Annotated in this window: 18 protein-coding genes; 6 read left to right on the plus strand and 12 right to left on the minus strand. The window is 74.2% G+C overall.

Translation table 11 applies throughout. From position 1 onward, the window contains the following. Nucleotides 1-456, minus strand: a complete 456-nt coding sequence (locus ACTWM8_RS13100) for a hypothetical protein (protein ID WP_446214051.1) — start codon at nucleotides 454-456, stop codon at nucleotides 1-3. A 363-nt stretch (nucleotides 457-819) separates the two neighbouring features. Between ACTWM8_RS13100 and ACTWM8_RS13105 the strand changes: the two genes are divergently transcribed. From ACTWM8_RS13105 to ACTWM8_RS13115, 3 genes are read left to right on the plus strand one after another with little or no spacing between them, the layout of a single operon-like run. Further along, nucleotides 820-2,304 carry an ATP-binding protein gene (locus tag ACTWM8_RS13105; RefSeq protein WP_446214052.1) on the plus strand — a complete coding sequence of 495 codons (1,485 nt, stop codon included), beginning with the start codon at nucleotides 820-822 and terminating at the stop codon, nucleotides 2,302-2,304. Continuing rightward, entirely contained in the window at nucleotides 2,264-4,183 is a 1,920-nt protein-coding gene (locus ACTWM8_RS13110) for an acyl-CoA dehydrogenase (RefSeq protein WP_446214053.1), read from the plus strand. The genes ACTWM8_RS13105 and ACTWM8_RS13110 overlap by 41 nt, the downstream gene beginning before the upstream one ends. Nucleotides 4,184-4,205: 22 nt before the next feature. Further along, nucleotides 4,206-4,568, plus strand: coding sequence for a hypothetical protein (locus tag ACTWM8_RS13115; RefSeq protein ID WP_446214054.1), 363 nt, complete (start codon nucleotides 4,206-4,208; stop codon nucleotides 4,566-4,568). Nucleotides 4,569-4,587: 19 nt separating this feature from the next. Here the strand turns inward: ACTWM8_RS13115 and ACTWM8_RS13120 are convergent, their stop codons facing one another. The 6 genes from ACTWM8_RS13120 to ACTWM8_RS13145 form a co-directional block, all read right to left on the minus strand. After that, complete coding sequence (locus tag ACTWM8_RS13120; RefSeq protein ID WP_446214055.1) at nucleotides 4,588-6,270, minus strand: long-chain-fatty-acid--CoA ligase; 1,683 nt, start codon at nucleotides 6,268-6,270, stop codon at nucleotides 4,588-4,590. Between the two features lie 106 nt (nucleotides 6,271-6,376). Continuing rightward, a complete protein-coding gene (locus tag ACTWM8_RS13125; RefSeq protein ID WP_446214056.1) occupies nucleotides 6,377-7,390 on the minus strand; it encodes a hypothetical protein in 1,014 nt (337 codons plus the stop codon). 245 nt (nucleotides 7,391-7,635) lie between these two features. Continuing rightward, nucleotides 7,636-8,631, minus strand: coding sequence for a hypothetical protein (locus ACTWM8_RS13130; protein WP_446214057.1), 996 nt, complete (start codon nucleotides 8,629-8,631; stop codon nucleotides 7,636-7,638). 143 nt (nucleotides 8,632-8,774) lie between these two features. Beyond that, nucleotides 8,775-8,954 (minus strand): hypothetical protein, encoded by a 180-nt coding sequence (locus tag ACTWM8_RS13135; protein WP_446214058.1) that lies wholly within the window; start codon nucleotides 8,952-8,954, stop codon nucleotides 8,775-8,777. A gap of 77 nt (nucleotides 8,955-9,031) precedes the next feature. Further along, entirely contained in the window at nucleotides 9,032-9,745 is a 714-nt protein-coding gene (locus ACTWM8_RS13140) for a spermidine synthase (RefSeq protein WP_179804469.1), read from the minus strand. 108 nt (nucleotides 9,746-9,853) lie between these two features. After that, a complete protein-coding gene (locus ACTWM8_RS13145) occupies nucleotides 9,854-10,456 on the minus strand; it encodes a class I SAM-dependent methyltransferase (protein WP_446214059.1) in 603 nt (200 codons plus the stop codon). A gap of 142 nt (nucleotides 10,457-10,598) precedes the next feature. On the opposite strand from ACTWM8_RS13145, the gene eccB reads away from it, so the two are divergent. Further along, entirely contained in the window at nucleotides 10,599-11,990 is a 1,392-nt protein-coding gene (eccB, locus tag ACTWM8_RS13150; protein WP_446214060.1) for a type VII secretion protein EccB, read from the plus strand. 57 nt (nucleotides 11,991-12,047) lie between these two features. On the opposite strand, the gene ACTWM8_RS13155 is transcribed toward eccB, so the two are convergent. From ACTWM8_RS13155 to ACTWM8_RS13175, 5 genes are all read right to left on the minus strand, one after another. After that, nucleotides 12,048-12,653, minus strand: coding sequence for a class I SAM-dependent methyltransferase (locus ACTWM8_RS13155; RefSeq protein ID WP_446214061.1), 606 nt, complete (start codon nucleotides 12,651-12,653; stop codon nucleotides 12,048-12,050). A gap of 40 nt (nucleotides 12,654-12,693) precedes the next feature. Further along, nucleotides 12,694-13,308: a methyltransferase domain-containing protein gene (locus tag ACTWM8_RS13160; protein ID WP_154937800.1), complete on the minus strand. Its 615-nt coding sequence runs from the start codon at nucleotides 13,306-13,308 to the stop codon at nucleotides 12,694-12,696. A gap of 228 nt (nucleotides 13,309-13,536) precedes the next feature. Beyond that, nucleotides 13,537-14,403, minus strand: a complete 867-nt coding sequence (locus ACTWM8_RS13165; protein ID WP_446214062.1) for a carbohydrate ABC transporter permease — start codon at nucleotides 14,401-14,403, stop codon at nucleotides 13,537-13,539. Beyond that, entirely contained in the window at nucleotides 14,403-15,362 is a 960-nt protein-coding gene (locus tag ACTWM8_RS13170; protein ID WP_446214063.1) for a carbohydrate ABC transporter permease, read from the minus strand. The genes ACTWM8_RS13165 and ACTWM8_RS13170 overlap by 1 nt, the downstream gene beginning before the upstream one ends. Continuing rightward, nucleotides 15,359-16,753 (minus strand): ABC transporter substrate-binding protein, encoded by a 1,395-nt coding sequence (locus tag ACTWM8_RS13175; RefSeq protein WP_446214064.1) that lies wholly within the window; start codon nucleotides 16,751-16,753, stop codon nucleotides 15,359-15,361. Before ACTWM8_RS13175 ends, ACTWM8_RS13170 begins: the two co-directional genes overlap by 4 nt. A 116-nt stretch (nucleotides 16,754-16,869) precedes the next feature. Here ACTWM8_RS13175 and ACTWM8_RS13180 point away from each other — a divergent pair, with 116 nt between their 5' ends. Continuing rightward, complete coding sequence (locus ACTWM8_RS13180) at nucleotides 16,870-17,907, plus strand: zinc-dependent alcohol dehydrogenase (RefSeq protein ID WP_446214065.1); 1,038 nt, start codon at nucleotides 16,870-16,872, stop codon at nucleotides 17,905-17,907. After that, the gene (locus ACTWM8_RS13185; protein WP_446214066.1) at nucleotides 17,907-18,725 is read left to right on the plus strand and encodes a TIM barrel protein; all 819 of its coding nucleotides are present in this window, start codon (nucleotides 17,907-17,909) and stop codon (nucleotides 18,723-18,725) included. Before ACTWM8_RS13180 ends, ACTWM8_RS13185 begins: the two co-directional genes overlap by 1 nt. The last annotated feature ends 30 nt before the right edge of the window (nucleotides 18,726-18,755 follow it).

The raw sequence follows: 18,755 nt of genomic DNA on the forward strand, positions 1-18,755 counted from the left end.
TCACCTCGCCTCCGCCGGGCGCTCGCCGGAGCGGCGGGCGCGGGCGGCGGCCTCCAGGCGTTCCACCTGCTCGATCATGGCCACCACGGCGGCGTGGCCCTCGGGGGAGAGCCGGGCGTCGGCAAGCCGCATGGCCACCTGCTTGATGTGCGGGTTGGCCAGGGCGTGCGCGAGGTCGCGCCCACCGTCCACGTCGTCTTGACCGGGGGCGAAGAAGCTCGACGGCTGGCCGAAGAAGGCGGCGATGGCGTCCACCACCGACTGCCGCGGGTCCGGCGCGCGCCCCTGCCGCAGGTTGCTCAGGTGGGTGTGCGAGATCCGGCAGCCGCGCCGAGTCAGCTCCTGGGCCACGTGCCGGACGCTGTACGGCCGGCCCTGCGGGTCGGTCACCGTCCGGAAGAGCCCGTCCAGGCGGGCGGCGAAGGAGTCGTCGTGCGGCTCGGTGACCTGGGGCAAGGGGACTCCTCCGCACACGCGCGATGACACCGGCCGGGACGGTGGCACCGACTGTTGACGCCGCTACCGCGAGTATGTATAGCATTGCCACCCCTGGCACGGGCAGTGGACACTTTGGTGTGATCATGGCACCGCCCAATGCCAGGGGCGTCCTGGCAGGTTCGACGGGAGCGCGCAGCCATGCGCCATCGGGGGTCCGTCGGAATCACCACGGGACGCGGGCGGCCGGGCTGGGGCCCGGCCCGCCGCAGGGGTGCGGTACGACGTGCCGCACCCCTGCCCACGACGTCCGCCCGGTGGCAGCCGGGGTGGCCGGGTGTCAGACTTGCCGGCGGGGGACCCAGCGGCGAGGGACGTGGACGCATGACGGGACACGGGTACGCACTCCGGCCGGACACCGAGACCATGACGCTGCTCGGCGCCCGGGTGACCCTCGTCGACCCGGCCGACCTGCTCGCGGCGGCCGTCGCCGGTCCCGTCGCGCTGCTGGCCGACGCCACCTTTCCCGACCCGGTGCGCCGGGTGCGGTTCACCGTGCACGTCGAGGCGGGGGAGCACCGGTTCGACGCCTCGGTGCGGGCCGGCGTGCCGGCCACGGCGGTGGGGCTGCTCGCGCTCGGCCTGGCCGGCCCGGCCGGGATGCTGCTGGCCCAGCGGCTGGCCGCCGGCGATCCCCGCGCCGACCGGGTGGCCGCCGCCGCCGGTCGGGTGGCCGCCGGGGCGTCCCGCCGGCTCGGGTTCCGCCCGCCCGCGCCCGCCGCGCCGCCGCCCGACGCCGCCGGGGCCGCCGTGCTCGACCGCGCCCGTGAGCTGGGGCTGCGCCCCGAGATCAGCCACCACGCCGAGCCCGGCGGGCGGCTGGTCACCGTGCGCGGCGCGACGCCCAGCGCCGACGTCACCCCGGCGCACCTGACGGCGATGGTCGCCCTGGTGCTCCAGGCCGTCCGTGAGCTGGCCGGCGACACCCCGGAGCCGGCGGTGCTGCGCGGCCGGGCGTACACCCTCGGGGTCCGGCCGGAACCGGCCGCGACGCCGCCGGGCAGCGCGGCGGTGACCCTCGCCCAGGTCGGCGGCCTCGACGAGGTGGTGGCCCGGTTCCGGGAGATCGCCGTGTCGTTCCGGCACCCTCAGGTGATGGCCCGCTGGGGCGCGCGCCGCCCGCAGGGCATCCTGCTGTACGGCCCGCCCGGCACCGGCAAGACCATGCTGGCCCGCGCGCTGGCCAACGAGATCGGCGCCGACTTCCGGGAGATCCGCACCCCGGAGATCCTCGACAAGTACCTCGGCGGCTCCGAGCGCAACATCAAGCAGATCTTCCGCGAGGCGCGCGGCTACCGGCAGCCCACGGTGATGCTCTTCGACGAGTTCGACAGCATCATCAGTTACGCCGGCGCGGGCGGGGACGCCGCCAGCCAGGCCGTCAACGCGGTCGCCGGCATCTTCAAGCAGGAGATGAACACCCTCATCGAGGAGAACCCGGACGTCATCGTGGTCGCCACCACCAACTTCCCGCACCGGGTCGACGCCTCGCTGACCCGCTCCGGGCGCTTCGACGTCAAGCTGGCCATCCCGGCGCCCGACGAGAGCGGCCGCGCCGAGATCATCGCCAAGATGGTCCGCGAGCTGATCGACCGGCACGAGCGCCCCGGCTTCCGGATGTTCGCCGACGACGTCGACCCGCGCGGGCTGGCCGCGCTCACCGCGGGTCTCACCGGCGCGGACCTGCGCGAGGTGCTGCGCCGGGTGCAACTCGCCAAGGCGATGCGCGAGGCCACGGAAGGTGCGCCGGCCGGCCCGATCAGCCAGGATGACCTGCGTGACGCCATCGCCGGGCTGCGGCTCGGTTGAGGCGTACGACGGAAGGAGATCCGTGTCGTCCACCCTGCTGTCCCGTCGTGACCTGCGCTTCCTGCTCTACGAGTGGCTGGACGCGCCCCGGCTGACCGATCGCCCCCGCTACGCGGAGCACTCCCGGGAGACCTTCGACGACGTGCTCGACCTCGCCGAACGGGTGGCCGCCGAGCACTTCGCCCCGCACAACCGGGCCGCGGACACCAGCGAGCCCGTCGTCGACGGCGGGCGGGTCCGCATGATCCCGCAGGTCAAGGCCGCGCTGGACGTCTTCGCCGGCACCGGGCTGCTCGGCGCGAGCATGGACGAGAGCGTCGGCGGGCTGCAACTGCCGCACGTCGTCTCCGCCGCCGCGTTCGGCTTCCTCCAGGCCGCGAACGTGAGCACCGCGGCGTACCCGTTCCTGACCCTGGGCAACGCCAACCTGCTGCTCGCCCACGGCAGCGCCGCCCAGGTCGACACCTTCGTCCGGCCGATGGTCGAGGGCCGGTTCTTCGGCACCATGTGCCTGTCGGAGCCGCAGGCCGGCAGCTCGCTGGCCGACATCACGACCCGCGCCGAGCCGCAGGACGACGGCAGCCACCGGCTCTTCGGCACCAAGATGTGGATCTCCGGGGGAGACCACGAACTCGCCGAGAACATCGTCCACCTGGTGCTCGCCCGGATCCCCGGCGGACCGCCCGGGGTGAAGGGCATCTCGCTGTTCATCGTGCCGAAGGTGCTGGTCGGCCCCGACGGCACGCTCGGCGCCCGCAACGACGTGGTGCTGGTCGGCCTCAACCACAAGATGGGGTACCGGGGGACCACCAACACCCTGCTCAACTTCGGCGAGGGCGTGCACCGGCCGGACGGCCGACCGGGGGCGGTCGGCTACCTGGTGGGGGAGCCGCACCAGGGCCTGGCCCAGATGTTCCACATGATGAACGAGGCGCGCATCGGTGTCGGGGCCGGCGCGACCGCGCTCGGCTACACCGGCTACCTGAAGTCCCTGGCGTACGCCCGCCAGCGCCCGCAGGGCCGGCCGCTCGCCGACAAGGACCCGACGGTGCCGCAGGTGCCGATCGTCGCGCACCCCGATGTGCGCCGGATGCTGCTGGCCCAGAAGAGCTACGTGGAGGGCGCCCTCGCGCTGGTGCTCTACTGCGGGCGGCTGCTGGACGAGGAGAAGACCGCCCCCGACCCGGCCGACCGGGCCCGGGCGCACCTGCTGCTGGACATGCTCACCCCGATCACCAAGAGCTGGCCGTCGCAGTGGTGCCTGGCCGCCAACGACCTGGCGATCCAGGTGCACGGCGGCTACGGCTACACCCGCGACTACGACGTCGAGCAGCACTGGCGGGACAACCGGCTCAACCCGATCCACGAGGGTACGCACGGCATCCAGGCGTTGGACCTGCTCGGGCGCAAGGCGACCATGGACGGCGGAGCGGGGCTGTCCCTGCTGCTGGAGACGATCTCCGCGACGGTGAGCCGGGCCTGGAAGGCCGACGGGGAGGCCGCCGAGCTGGCCGCCCAGCTCGGCGCCGCGGTCGACCGGATCGCCGGCACCACCCGCCGGCTGTGGGCCACCGGTGACCCCGCGCTCGCCCTGGCCAACGCCAGCCTCTACCTGGAGGCCGTCGGGCACGTGGTGGTCGCCTGGATGTGGCTGGAGCAGCTGCTCGCCGTCGACGCCGCGAACGGCGCGGCGGCCGGCGGTGCGGCGGACGGCGGTGCGGCGGCCGGCGGCGGCGACGCGGACGCCGCCTTCTACGCCGGCAAGCGGCAGGCGGCGCGGTACTTCTTCCGCTTCGAGCTGCCCCGCACCACCGCCCGGTTCGACCTGCTCGACGGCCTCGACCGGACCACCCTGGACATGCGCGACGAGTGGTTCTGAGCGGCAGCTGTCCGTGGCCCCGATGGACCCTCCCGGGACGACCCCGTCGGGGCCGGTGGACCGCGACGTCCGGCTGGAGACGCTACGACGGTGGTGGCGACTGCCGGGGCCGGTGCGGGCCGAGGTCCGTCGGCTGAGCCTGGAGCGCCGGCATCACCCGGACGACGAGGTCGCCTGGACGGCCTGGCGCTGGGCGCAGGCGGTGCTGCCCCCGGGCGCGCCGGAACCGGGCCGGGCCCGCAACATTCTCAGCGCCGCCGGCTTCTGGACGCGGCTCGTGGTCGAACTGCTCACCGGCACGGACCCGACCGACCCGCCGGCGCCGCACTGGCTGGACCGGCGACGGGCCCGCCGCATCCTGCGCCTGGGGCCGCCCGTCCGCTGACGGCGCCTCTGTCCCCGGCTCAGTCCTGCGCGAGCAGCCGCTCGCGGACCTCGCGGCGCAGGATCTTGCCGATCTGCGAACGGGGCAGCTCCTCGACCACCAGCACCCGGCGCGGCACCTTGTACGCCGTCAGGTGCTGCCGGCAGGACGTGCGCAGGCTCTCCGGATCGGCCGTGCAGTCCTCGTGCAGCACCACCGCCGCGACGACCTCCTCGCCGCCGTGCTCGCCGGGCAGCCCCACCGCGGCGGCGTCGGTCACCCCGGGCACCCGGCGCAGCGCGTCCTCCACCTCGGACGGGTAGACGTTGAAGCCGCCGGTGATGATCAGTTCCTTGATCCGGTCGACCACCGTGACGAAGCCGTCCGGGTCCATCACCACCACGTCCCCGGTACGCAGCCAGCCGCCCGGCAGCAGCACCGCCGCGGTCTCCTCCGGGCGGTTCCAGTAGCCGGAGAACACCTGCGGGCCCCGGATCAGCAGTTCCCCGGCCTCGCCGGGGCCCCGGTCGACCGACGGGTCCTCGGGGTCGACGATTCGGACCTCGGTGGACGGGAACGGCACCCCGACGGTGCCCGGCCGGCGGGCGGGCGAGACCGGGTTGCCCAGCGCCACCGGGGAGGTCTCGGTCATGCCGTACCCCTCGACCAGCAGCCCGCCGGTGACCGACTCCCAGAGCTGGACCGTGGACGGCGGCAGGGCCATCGCGCCGGAGATGGCGTACCGGACGGAGGTGAGGTCGACGCCGCGCTCGCGAGCGGCGGTGGCCAGCTTCTCGTAGATCGGCGGGACGGCGGGCAGGAACGTCGGTGGGCGGCGGCGGACCGCGTCGAGCACCTGGTCGACGTCGAAGCGGGGCAGCAGCACCAGGGTTGCGCCGATGCTCACCGAGAAGGTCAGGCAGAGCGTCAGCCCGTACGCGTGGAACAGCGGCAGGACGGCGTAGACCGTCTCCTCGCCGTCGCGCAGCCCCGGCACCCAGGCGCGGCCCTGCGCGGCGTTGACGCGCAGGTTGCGGTGGGTCAGCACGGCGCCCTTCGGGATGCCGGTGGTGCCGCCGGTGTACTGCAGCAGCGCGGTGTCGTCCGGGCCGGGCGCGGGGTGCTCGGCGCGCAGCGGCGGCGCGGCGGCCAGCAGCGCGTCCCAGCTCAGCGTGCCGGGCGCCGGAGCGGTCATCGCCGCGCGGGCGGCCCGCGCCTTCGCCAGCGGCAGCCGCAGCGCCCAGCGCTTCGCCCGGGGCAGCGCGCGGGTGAGGTCCACCGCGACCACGGTCTCCACCGCGCCCGCGCCCCGCACCTGCGGCGCCGCCTTGTCCCAGACCACGGCGACCCGGGCGCCGTGGTCGGCGAGCTGGTGGGCCAGCTCCTGCGGCGTGTAGAGCGGGTTGTGCTCGACCACCACCGCGCCGAGGCGCAGCGCGGCGTAGAAGGCGATGACGTGCTGCGGGCAGTTCGGCAGGACGAGGGCCACCCGGTCGCCCGCGCCGACGCCGAGCCGGCGCAGCGCCTCCGCCGCCCGGGCCACCTGGGCGTCGAGCTCGGCGTAGGTGGTGGTGGACCCGAAGAAGTCCAGCGCGACCCGGGAACCGAACCGGCCGGCCGCCGCGCGCAGCAGGTCGACGAGGGACTCCTCGGACGGCGCGACGGTCGCCGGCACGTCGGGGGCGTAGCTGCGCAGCCAGGGCCGCTCGGCGGTCAGGTCCATCGGGTCTCCCCTCGCTGGGCACGACGGTCCGCCCGCCGGTCGCGACCGGGCGTACCGCCCCCAGCCTAACCTACCTACCGGTAACCTACGCCTGCGTAGGTCCGGGTCAGCAGCCGCTCCACCGCACCGGCCGCAGCCCGGTGCCGTTGGTGGAGCCCACGATGGTGCCGTTGTCCGCGATCGCCCAGGCCATGATGATCACGGCGCCCGGGACCGCGCCCGGGAGCGGGACGAGCCGGTCACCGCGGTCGACCGCCCGGTCGCCGAGCACCGCGCCCCGGGCGTTGACGTCCTGCACCGATGGCAGCCCCGGGTGCACCGGGACCGTCGCCCCGCTGCGCAGGTTCCAGCGCATCAGCACCTGGGCACCCTCGGGGCCGGCGCCGCCGACCGCCCAGTCACCCTGGGCGGCCCGTATCCAGGTACCCGTCGTGCCCGGCGCGGTGAGCCGGCCGATCCGTCCGTCGGGCCGGCGAACCCAGGCGGTAGGCCCCGTCGCGCCGCCCGAGGGGCCGGCGGTGCCGACGATGGTGCCGTCGTCGAGGATTTCCTGCGCGGCCGAGTTCGCCGGCGCGTCCACCACCTCCACGGTGCCGGGCCGGTCCGCCGGCCAGAGCAGCGGCAGGGCGGTTTCGGTCTCCTCCACCGAGCCGTGGCCCACGATGTCACCCCGGGCGTTGATCCCGAGCGGCCAGCTCTGGGAGACCGTCGCCGGTGCCGGCAGCCACTCCAGCCGGCCGTCCCGGTAGCGCCATGGGCGGTAGGTGCCGTCGACGAAGGCGCTGCCGACCATCACGCCGTACCGATTGACGGCGGCGAGGTACCGGTGCGGGTCGGACGGCGCGACGGTGACCCTCGGCCCGTCCCAGAGCAGCAGCAGTTCCTCCCGTACGTCTCCGGCTATCCGCAGGCCGCGACCGGCGACGAACCGCCCGGTCGGGTCGATCGCCCGCGCCTCGCCGTGGGTCACGTCGGCCGGCATCGGCAGCGGGCGAATCGTGCAGAGCGTCGCGCTGCGCGGCCTCGTCGCGGCCGTGGCGATGCCGGGCGCGCCCAGCGTCGCGGTGAGGACGCCGACGGTGAGGCCGGCGAGGAGGCTGTTCGGGATGGTCCGCGTCATGGCTGCTCCCGGCACTGGCGCCCGGGTTTCCGGGCGGTGTCCATGCCCTGTTCACGGGTGAGGGCACCGCCCGGTTGCACCGCGCCGCGGCCGGAATCTGCCGCGGCACCGGACGGACATGGCGGCGACCGGGCCGCTCGGCGGTCAGGTCCCTCCGGTTCCCCGCCGTCGACGGTGCAGGCGGGACACCCGCACCGTCGACGGCGCACCTGACGCCGCCGATGCGGGCGGCGCAGTCGGTGGAGTCAGCAGCCGCTCCAGCGCACCGGGGTGACCCGGCCGTCGTTGCGGAAGCCGACCACCGTGCCGGTGTCCGAGATGGCCCGAGCGCCGACGCCCACCTCGGCTCCCGGCAGCAGACGGGAGGTGCCGCCGCGGGCGATGCGGTTGCCGCCGACCACCGTCCCGCGACTGTTGACGTCGCTTACCCACTCCAGTTCGTCGGCGAGTCGCGACCAGGAGCCGTCGCGCAGGTCCCAGCGCACCCCCACGTCGGAGGTGCCGCCGAGGTAGACCCGACCGATCGCCCAGTGGCCCTGCCCCGCGTCGACGTTGGTGCTGCGGGCCCCCGGCACGGTCAGGGACTGGATGCGTCCGTCCGGGTGTCGCACCCAGCCGGTCCACGCCGCGAAGTCGCCGGCGGTGCCGACGATGGTGCCGTCCTCGGTGATGCCCTGCGGCATGGCGCCGGCCGGGGCGTCGAGCACCTCGACGGTGCCGGGCCGGGCCGCCGGCCAGCGCAGCGGGAAGTTGCGGCCGGTGTCGGAGTCCACCCCGTAGCCGACGATGTCTCCCGCCCCGTTGATCGCCGTCGGCTGAGCGCCGCCGGCCGGCGACGGGAGGACCTCGACGACGCCGTTGCGGAGGACCCACGGCCGGATCTTGGCGTTGATCCACCCGTAGCCGACGACCGTGCCGGCGGTGTTGACGTCCGTCACGTACTCCGCGAGCGACGACTCGATCGTGGTGAGCCGCCCGCGCTTCCAGACCAGCAGGAAGCTCTGGTTGCCCTCCTCGTCGACCCGCAGGGCGGTGCCGGCGATGAACCGGCCGGTCCGGTCGATTGCCTCCGCGTCGGCGCGGTAGACGTCGGCGGGGTAGGGCAGGGTGGACAGCTTGCAGGCGCTGGCGGTGGCCGTCCGCGGTGCGGCGGTCGCCGGTGCGGTGGCGACGCCGAGCGCGGCGGACAGCAGCCCGGCGGTGGCCGCCGCCAGCATCCTGCGTCGAGCGAGGTGGGTCATCGGTATCTCCCCGTGGTCGGTCCGGGTGCTCCGGACGGTGTGACGGGAGAACCGTCGACGACCACGTCCGGTTGCGAACTGTCCGATACCTGTCAACCCGTTCGCGTTCCCGCCCGCGCCCGCGGCCGGCCCAGGCGGGTCGCCTATCGGCGGCCGGGGGAGTGCTGCCGCATCATCCGCCGTCCCCGCACGAACGCCAGCACGATCACCACCACCAGCGCGATCGCCCCGATGACGACCAACCAGCGGACCGCCTCGAGGAGCAGCCCCAGCAGGACGAGCGCGCCGCCGACGATGCCGACGATCCAGAGCACGGTCCGCATCTTCGCCTCCCTGATCGACTGTCCGCGCGCCTTCCCCCCGGCCGGCCGGACATGCCGGCCGGGCGCGGAAACGTCGGTCAGCGTCGGGCGACGTAGACGGTGTTGGCGCTCTCGCCGCCGGTCAACGGATTGGCGAAGCGGACGACGTGGGCCTGCGAGGTCGGGAACACCTCGGCCAGCACCCGGCCGAACTCCTCGTCCGGCGGGTCGTCCGACCAGAGGGCGAACACCCCGTCCGGGTGCAGCAGGTCGGCCAGCCGGCGCAGCCCGTCCGCCCGGTAGAAGGGGGCGTGGCTGGGGTGCAGGACGTGCCGCGGCGAGTGGTCCACGTCCAGCAGCACGGCGTGGAAGCGGCGGTCCGGGTCCGCCGGGTCGAGGCCGGTGCCGCCGGCGACGGCGGCGAAGAAGTCGGCCCGCACGAACCGGGTACGCGGGTCGGGCGCCAGCCCGGCGGCGAAGGGGAACAGCTGCCGGCGGTGCCAGTCGATGACGTCCTCGATCGCCTCGACCACCACCAGCGAGCGCACCCGGGGGTCCTCCAGCGCGGTGCGCGCGGTGTATCCGAGGCCGAGGCCGCCGACCGCCACGTCCAGGGCGTCCCCGGTCAGCGGGGCCAGACCCAACCGGGCCAGCTCGATCTCCGCCACCGGGAAGAGGCTGGACATCAGGAACTCGTCGTCGAGCTTCACCTCGTACACGTCGACGTCGAGCGCCGGGTCGCGGCGCCGGCGCAGGCTGATCTCGCCGATCGGGGTCTCCCGCCAGGCCAGTTCCTCGAATCGCGCGCCCACCCGGCCTCCTCGCCGCCACCGTCCGTGCGGGATGCTACCGGTCGGGTCCGGCTCATCCCGCGACCCGGACCGGCCGGCGCGCTCTCCGGTGATCCCCCCACCCGGCAGTCACACCGGCCGGGTCGCCACCACCACCGTGTCGAGCGCGTCCACGGTGTCGCCGTCGACGGTCACCGGGCGGCGGGCCGTCTCCGCCCGCCGCACCCGCAGCCCGTCGAGACCGGCGGTCACCTCCTCCGGGGTGAGCAGGATCGCCGGCTCGCGCGGGCCGCCCACCCCGCCCTCCAGGTTGGCCCGGTCGTGCCCGACCACCACCACCGTGCCGCCGGGCCGCAGCGCGTCGCGTGCCCCGGCCAGCACCGTCGCCCGCGCGGCCGGGGGCAGGTGCAGGTAGGCGACCAGCACCAGGTCGTACCGGCCGGGCTCGGGGGCGTCGACGGTGACGTCCGCGACCCGCCAGTCCACCGGTACGCCCCGGCGCGCGGCCAGCTCCCGGCCGCGCGCCACCGCCACCGGTGAGAAGTCGACCGCGGTCACCCGCCAGCCCCGCCCGGCCAGCCAGACCGCGTTGCGCCCCTCCCCGGCGGCGAGGTCGAGCGCGTCACCCGGGGGCAGGTCGGCGGCCGCCTCCACCACGAAGCGGTTCGGCTCGGCGGTCCACACCAGCTCCGTCGAGGCGGCGTACCGCGCGTCCCATTCACTGCTGTCCACCGTCCGGTTATACGCGACCCGGCAGCCGGGGCGCGACATCCGGGCTGGGCGGCACGCCGCTGGAGCCGTGACGACGCAGGGTCGCCGGGACATCGACGCAGCGCATATCCTGTCCGCCGACGACTCGCCGGGAAGGGACGCCATGCCGTCGCGGCAGGACCAGCTCCACTCGTACCAGTTCACCGTGCAGCGGGCGGTCGCCGCGCTGGTGATGCGGGAGACCGACCCGGCGCGGTCGCCGTTCCGGCGGCTCGCCGGCGCCGGTCTGGCGAGCGTGCTGGTGGCCGCGATCGGGCTCGGGGGCTTCGCCCTGTACGGCCTCTTCGCCGGCGGCGGCAGCAAGTGGCGCGATCCGGGCGCGGTGATCGTCGAGAAGGAGTCCGGCGCCCGGTTCGTCTATCGGGACGGCAAGCTGCACCCGGTGCTCAACTACGCCTCCGCGCTGCTCATCATCGGTGCCGAGCGGTCCAGCACGGTGCTGGTCTCCCGCCGGTCCATCGACGGGGTGCCCCGGGGCCTGCCGCTGGGCATCGCCGACGCGCCGGACTCGCTGCCCGCCCCCGGGCGGCTCTCGACCGCCGGGTGGACGGTCTGCTCGGTCGCGCCGGCCGAGACCGGGCGTCCGACGCCCCGCTCGGCGCTGCTCATCGGTCGGGAGGCCGCCGGCGGGCGGCCGACCGGCGAGGAGGGGGTGCTGGTCCGGCACCCGGACGGCACGCTGCATCTCGTCTGGCGGCAGCGACGCTTCCTGCTGCGCGACACCAGCCGGGTGCTGGCGGCCCTGGCCGCCACCCGGGAGCGGGCGGTGCCGGTGGCGCCCGCCCTGCTCAACACGTTGCCCGCGGGCGCCGACCTGGCCCCGCCGGCCCTGCCCGAGCTGGGCCAGCCCGCCGCCCGGGTCTCCGGCGCCGCGGTCGGCGACGTCTACCTGGTCCGCAACTCCGGCGGCGGCCGGCAGTACGCGGTCGCCGAGCGGGACGGCCTCGCCGGCATCACCGAGTTGCAGGCGGCCCTGCTGATGGCCCGCACCGGTCAGGGCGACCCGAAGCCGATCACTCTCGGCCGGTTCGCCGCCCTGCCCAAGCTGCCGGACCTGGTGCCCAGCGGCCCGACCGCCCCGCCCGCGTCACCGCCCCGGCTGGCGGGCGTGGACGGTGGCGGGCTCTGCGCGCGCGTCGGCGACGACGGCGAGGTCCGCGAGATCCGCGTCGGCGCCACCCTGCCCGACCTGACCGCTGTGGCCCGCACCGGCGCCGCCACCGGGCGGGGTGCGGTGCTCGCCGACCACGTCGTGGTCGAGCCCGGCCGGGGCGCGGTGGTGGAGTCCGTCGCCGCGCCCGGGGCGACCGGCGGCGCCGTCTCCGTCGTCACCGACCTGGGCCGGCGGTACGTGCTGGCCGGCACCGAGGTGCTGGGCATGCTCGGCTACGGCGACGTGCGGCCGGTGCGGCTGCCCGCCGGCCTGGTCAGCCTGGTGCCCGCCGGCAGCCCGCTCGACCCGGCCGCCGCGCGGGCGGTGGCCGCCCCCGCCTGACCCGGGACTGGCAATGGTCAGGCCAGACGGGCGGATCAGGGCGCCGGCGGCGCGGGGTCAGGCCATGGGGCGGCGGAGCACGCTGACCGCGAAGTCGGCGTCGTCGCGCCACGGACGCAGGTCCCAGGTGGCGAAGCGGTGCTCGGGGCGCAGCCCGGCGGCGACCGCGTCGCCGTCGAAGTCCGCCAACCGGTAGCCCCGGTCGGTGCCGAAGCCGACCAGCACCACGCCGTCGGGGCGCAGGTGCGCGGCGATCCGGGCCAGCACGTCCCGTTCGGTGCCCGGAGCTACGAAGGCCATCACGTTGCCCGCCACCACGGCCGCGTCGAAGGGCTCCGGCTCGCCGGCCGCGGCCAGGTCCAGTGCGGCGAGGTCGCCGACCAGCCAGCGGGGGCCGGGATGGTCGGCCCGGGCGGCCTCGACCAGCGCCGGATCCGCGTCCACCCCGACCACCCGGTGACCGCGGGCGGCCAGCGCGGCGCCGACCCGGCCGGTGCCGCAGCCGGCGTCCAGGATCCGCGAGCCGGGCGCGACCATGGCGTCCACCAGGCGCGCCTCGCCGGCGAGGTCGGCGCCCTCGGCCGCGAGCTTGCGGAACCGGTCGATGTACCACTGCGAGTGTCCGGGACCGGTCTCGGTCGCCCAGCGGGTCGGGTTGGTCATGCCGCCACGGTAACCGGCGCCCGGCCGGGCCGGCCGGCGGTCAGGGCAGCCGGGCGACGGTGACGAACTCGTTGTAGGTGAAGAGCTTGCCGAGCGCCCGGGGGAAGGGGAACGAGTACTGCCGCACCACGGTCATGCCGAGGTCGCGGGCCGCCTCCGCCGCCTCGGCGAACCCGACGAACCGGACGTGGCTGGCGTCGCTGGCGTACCCGCGCTCCTGCGGGGTGATGAAGACGGCGGTGCCGCCGGAGCGGACGAACGGCAGGTACGAGGAGACCACCTCCAGCGCCTGGCCGGCGGGGAGGTGCTCCAGCAGGTGGGCGGCGAGCAGCGAGTCGAAGGCGTCCGGGCGGGCGTGCTCGGAGCGGAAGAACTCCTCGACCGTGTACGCCTCGTGCCCGGCGGCCCGGGCGTGCGCGATCGACGTGGCGTTGTGGTCGACCCCGACCGCGCCGCCGCCGAGGTTGGCGAGGTTGCGGCCGAGCCCGCAGCCCACGTCGAGGGTGCGGCCCAGGCCGAGCCGCCGCAGGTTCCACCGGTACGGCGCCTGCACGTCGAGCAGCTGCTTCCAGCGTGCGCCACCCAGGCGTTGCAACCGACGGGTGTAGTCCTCACCCTGGGTGCCCGTTGGAGCGTCCTGCCGTGCTCGACCCATCGCCGGCCCCTTTGCCTGTCGCGGATACGGATGTGCGGTGCTCGCGCACCTGCCGGTGGCACGCGCAGGGCGTTCCACCGGCCTCCCCCGTACCCGCCAGGGCGGGCTTTCGAACGATGCTACGGATGACGTGGCCGATCGGCACGAGGATCTAGCAGGTGTTTCGAGGCGTGATCGCGGTGTCCACGGACGGTGACCGGAGGTCGGCCACCGTCCGTGGGAGGGCGGTCAGCCCTTCTCGGCACCGGCGGTGAGACCCTCGGTGAGCAGCCGCTCACTGGCGAAGAAGAGGATCACGATGGGCAGGGTGAGGATCACCGACCCGGCCATCAGCACGGTCTTGGGTACCTCGACGCCGTCGGCGAGCAGGGAGAGCCCCAGCGACACCGTCCACCGGTCGGGCTTGTCGACCAGGAAGAGCAGCGCGAAGAGGAACTCGTTCCAGGCGATCATGAAGTCGTAGAGCGCGACCGCCATGATCGACGGGGCGGCCAGGGGCAGGCTGATCCGGCGGATGATGCCGAACCGGCCGGCCCCGTCGATCGCCGCGGACTCCTCCAGGCTGATCGGGATGGTCTCGAAGTAGTTCTTCAGCATGTAGACCGAGACCGGCAGGGTCTGCGAGATGTAGACCAGCACCAGCCCGAACAGGGACCCGCGCAGCCCGGCCCGGGTGAAGACCACGAAGAGCGGGATGGCGATGACGATCGACGGGAACAGGTAGACGGCCAGGAACAGGGCGTTGACCTGGCGGCGGCCGAAGAACCGCAGCCGGGAGACGGCGTACGCGCCGGGGATCGCCACCACCAGCGTCAGCAGCGTCGCGGCCACGGCGACCAGGCCGCTGTTGCGGATGAAGGTGAGGAAACCCTGGCCGCCGTCCTCGGCGGCCTTCAACACCTCGGTGTACGTGGCCACGGTGAACTCGCCCAGCGGCACCCACAGCGAGCCGGGGTCGAGCAGCAGCCGTTCGATGGGGCGTACCGAGAGCACCAGCATGTACCAGAACGGCAGCACGGTGACCAGCAGGAACGCGGTGATCACCAGCCGGCGCAGCCAGCGCAGCGAGATCGTTTCGATCCGGTCGCGGTCCATCACGCCTCCCTGCGTCCGGCGAAGAAGCGCAGGTAGATCGCGACGAAGACGATCAGCACCACGGCCAGCACGACGGCCTGCGCCGCCGCCGCCCCGATGTCGGTCCGCGCGGTGAGGAACTGGTAGACCCGGACGCTGACCACCTCGGTGCCGGCGGAGCCGCCGGTGAGCAGGTAGACGTCGTCGAACTTGTTGAACGTCATGATGAACCGCAGCACCCCCAGCAGGGCGATCACCGGCATCAGCTGCGGCAGCAGGATGTACCGGAAACGCTGGGTCGGGGTGGCGCCGTCCACCCGGGCGGCCTCCTCCAACTCGCCGGGGACGGCCTGGAGCCGGGCCAGCAGGAACAGGAACGCGAACGGGAAGTAGCGCCACGCCTCGAACGCGATCACCGTGGCCAGGGCGGTCGAGTCCTGGGACAGGAAGGGGATCGGGGCGTCCCAGCCGAGGAAGCGCTGCCCCCAGTCGTTGACGATGCCGAGCTGGGGGTCGAGCATCACCTGCCAGACGAAGGCCACCGCGACCACCGGCGCCACGTACGGCAGCAGCATCGAGGCCCGGACCAGTGTCCGGCCCCGGAACGGCCGGCGGACCACCAGCGCCGCCGCGAGACCGAGCGCGATCGACCCGAGGGTGCCGCCCAGGCTGTAGAGAACGGTGGTCCAGAGCGTGTCGGCGAAGCCCGGCGTATTCAGCACCCGGTCGAAGTTTCTCAGTGTCAGCTCACCGAAGAGCCCGGTCTTGCGCAGGGTGGCCAGGCGTACCCGTTGGAAGGCCAGCAGCACCGTCCAGACGATCGGGATGCCGATCACCGCGACCACGACGAGCAGGGTCGGCGCAACCAGGGCGAGCCCGGCGCGCGACTCCCGGCGGCGCAGCGTGAGCGGGCGTCGGCGGCCGGGGCCGGGCCGCTCCCGGGCGGGGGAGCGGCCGGTCTCCGGTGGCGCGGTGGTCAATTGACGCCCGCCTTGATCGCCTCCACGTCCTTCTTCGCCCGGGCGGCCGCCGCACCGGCGTCGCTCTTGCCGCCCACGACGTCCGCGAGGGCCTTGGGCACGGGCAGTTCGCCCAGGATCGCGCCAACCAGTTTGCCCTGGCCCTGGGTCAGGCCCCAGCGCTGGAAGGTGTCCGGGCTCGTGCGCAGGCCGGTCAGCACCTCGTCGCCGTACACCTCGGAGAGTGGCTTCTTCGCGTCCACCCCGGCCTGGCTGGTGTTCCAGGCGGTGAGGAACTTCTCCTTGTCGTCGGCGGTGCCCTTGCGGACCGGGAAACGCCCCTCGGGGGACATGCCGAACCAGCGCGGGTAGCCGTCGGAGAGCAGGTACTCCACGAAGGACTTCGCCGGGTCGGCGGCGGCCTCGTCCAGCACCGCCCAGGAGCTGATCTCGCCGTACTGGGCCGGCTCGGCGCCGTTGGGGCCCTTGATGGCGGTGACGAAGCTGCTGTTCTTCGCCAGCCAGCTCGGATCCTTCGCGCACTGGGGACAGGTCGGCTTGGCGTCGTTGCGCAGCCCGGCCAGCTCATCGAGGATGAACGGCGACCAGATCAGCATGGCGGCCTTGCCGGCGAAGTAGGTGGCCCGGGTGGTGTCCACGTCCTGCGCGCCCTTGACGGAGTGGTTGCGCATCAGGTCGCCGTAGAAGCGGAACGCCTCGACGCATTCGGGGGAGTCCAGCTTGACCGCGCCGGAGTCGTCGGTGAGCTGGCAGTTGTTGGCCAGGGCCAGGTGCTCGAAGGTCTGCTGGGTGAAGACGTCGCCCGGGGCGGTGGCCGCCGTGATGCCGGCGACCCCGCCGGTGTTCAGCTTCGCCGCGGCGGCGGCGATCTTCTCGTACGTGTCGGGGGCGGGCAGGCCGGCGGCGTCGAAGAGGTCCTTGCGGTAGACCAGCAGCTGCCCCCACCCGTCGCTGGGTACCGAGAGCTGCTTCCCGTCGTCGGAGGTCAGCTCCAGCGCCCGTGGCGAGAAGGTGTCCCGCCCCAGCTTGTCGACGATCTCCTTGTTGGCGTCGGGATGCAGCAGCTCGTTGCCGGCGAGGGTGCGGATGCCGGCGAGCGACACCGACCCGACGACGTCGGGCAGCTCCCCGGCGGCGGCGCTGGAGGCGATGAGGGAGGGGAACTGGTCCTCGTTGACGGTGACCAGATTGACCTTCACGCCGGTCTTGGCGGTGTAGTCGGCGATGATCGCCTTGGTGGCGGTGACCCGGTCGGCCACGTCCTCAAGGCTCCAGACGGTTATTTCGGAACTGTCGCTTTTAGACTCGTCGTCGCTGCAGGCCAGCAGGCTCGCCCCGGTTACTGCGAGGATCAGGGTGGCGGCCAGCATCCGCATCGGAGGGGATGACATCTGTGGCACTCCTCTCGAAGGGTACATGAGGGATTCAACGTGCTGGATTGATCAATCACAAGACATATAGCGATTTTTTGTTAAGATTGAGCCCGGTACGTCCCGGGAGTAGCGCCATGGGCAACTGGGTTGTCTCGCTGGCCGGGCCGCGGCGCGTGAGCCTCGAGCCCTGCCCCACCGATCCGCTCGGCCCGGGCCAGGTCCGGGTCCGCACCTGCTATTCCGGCATCTCCGCCGGCACCGAGCTCACCCTGTTCCGCGGGAGCAACCCCCGGCTCAGCAAGGACTGGGATGACGCCAGCCGGATGTTCGTCCCCCGGCAGACCCCCGTGCCGTACCCGCTGGTCGGGTTCGGCTACGAGGAGGTCGGCGAGATCATCGAGGTCGCCGACGACGTGGCCGACCGACATCCGGGCCAGCTCGTCTGGGGCATCTGGGGGCACCGGGCCGAGGCCGTCCTACCGGCCGGCGCGGTCAACCCGCTCGCCCCCGGGCTCAACCCGCTCGCCGGCGTCTTCGCCCGCCCCGGCGCCATCGCGCTGACCGCCGTGCTCGCCGGGGACCTGCACCTCGGCGACTGGGTCGGGATCTTCGGGCAGGGCGTCATCGGGCTGCTCGCCACCCGGCTGGCCAGCCTCTCCGGGGCCTGGGTGGTCGCCGTCGACCGGGTGCCCGCCCGGCTGGAACGGGCCGCCCGCCTCGGGGCCCGGCGCACCGTCGACGCCGGTGTCGACTCCGCCGCCGCAGTGCTGCGCGAGGCCACCAACGGCCGGGGCGCGGACGTCTGCCTGGAGCTGTCCGGGGCGTATCCGGCGCTGCACGAGGCGATCCGCGCCACCACTCACGCCGGCCGGGTCGTGGCCGGCGGCTTCTACCAGGGCCAGGCCGACGGGCTCGGCCTCGGCGAGGAGTTCCACCACAACCGGATCCAGCTGGTGGCGGCCCAGGTCTCCGGGCCCGCCCCGGCGCCCGGCCTGGCCGGCCGGTGGTCCGGTGCCCGCATCGCCCACACCTTCATGGACCTGGTGGCCGAGGGCAGCGTCGACCCGCTGCCGCTGGTGAGCCACGTCGTGGACGCCCGCGCGGTGGCCGACGCGCTCGCGTTGCTCGACCGCGGTGCCGGTGACGTCCTACAAGTCGTGCTGGAGTTCTGATGTCCATCCCACTCGCCTGCCAGGAGCAACTGCTCCCGGGCACCAGCCTGCCCCAGAAGTTCGCCCTCGCCACCGCCCTCGGCTACCAGGGCATCGAGCTGCGCGGCCGGGGCGACCTCGCCCTCGCTCGCCGGCTGCCGGAGCTGCGCCGGGCCCGCGCCGAGGGGGTGGTCATGCCCACCGTCTGCGTGGAGATGGACCACTTCATCGGCGACTTCGACCCGGCGCGCTCCCGCGACGCGGTCGCCAACCTGCGCTCCCAGCTCACCGTGATCGCCGAACTCGGCGGAATCGGCGCCATGACCCCCGCCGCGTGGGGGATGTTCTCCCGCCGGCTGCCCCCGTTCGAGCCGCCCCGCCCGCCCGGTGGCGACCGGCAGGTCCTCGTCGACGCCCTGGGTGACCTCGGCGAGCACGCCCGCGGCGAGGGCGTCACCCTCTTCCTGGAACCGCTCAACCGGTACGAGGACCACATGGTCAACCGGCTCGACGAGGCGGTCGCGCTCTGCGCCGCCGTCGGCCTGCCCTCGGTGCGGGTGGTCGCCGACACCTTCCACATGAACATCGAGGAGGACGACGTGCACGCCGCCCTGCGTGCCGCCGCGCCGTACCTGGGGCACGTGCAGGTCAGCGACTCCAACCGGTTCCAGCCCGGCGCCGGGCACCTGGACTGGCCGGCGCTGCTGCGCACGCTGCGCGACATCGGCTACCCGGGCTGGCTGGCGCTGGAGTGTCGGCTGCGCGGCGACCCGGTCCGGGCGCTGCAACAGGCGGCGACCGTGCTCCGGCACGCCCAGCCCCGGCAGGCGGCGGCGTGAGCACCGGCGCCGCCCGCCCGTCCGGCCTCG

The organism is Micromonospora sp. IBSANI012, from assembly GCF_052814045.1.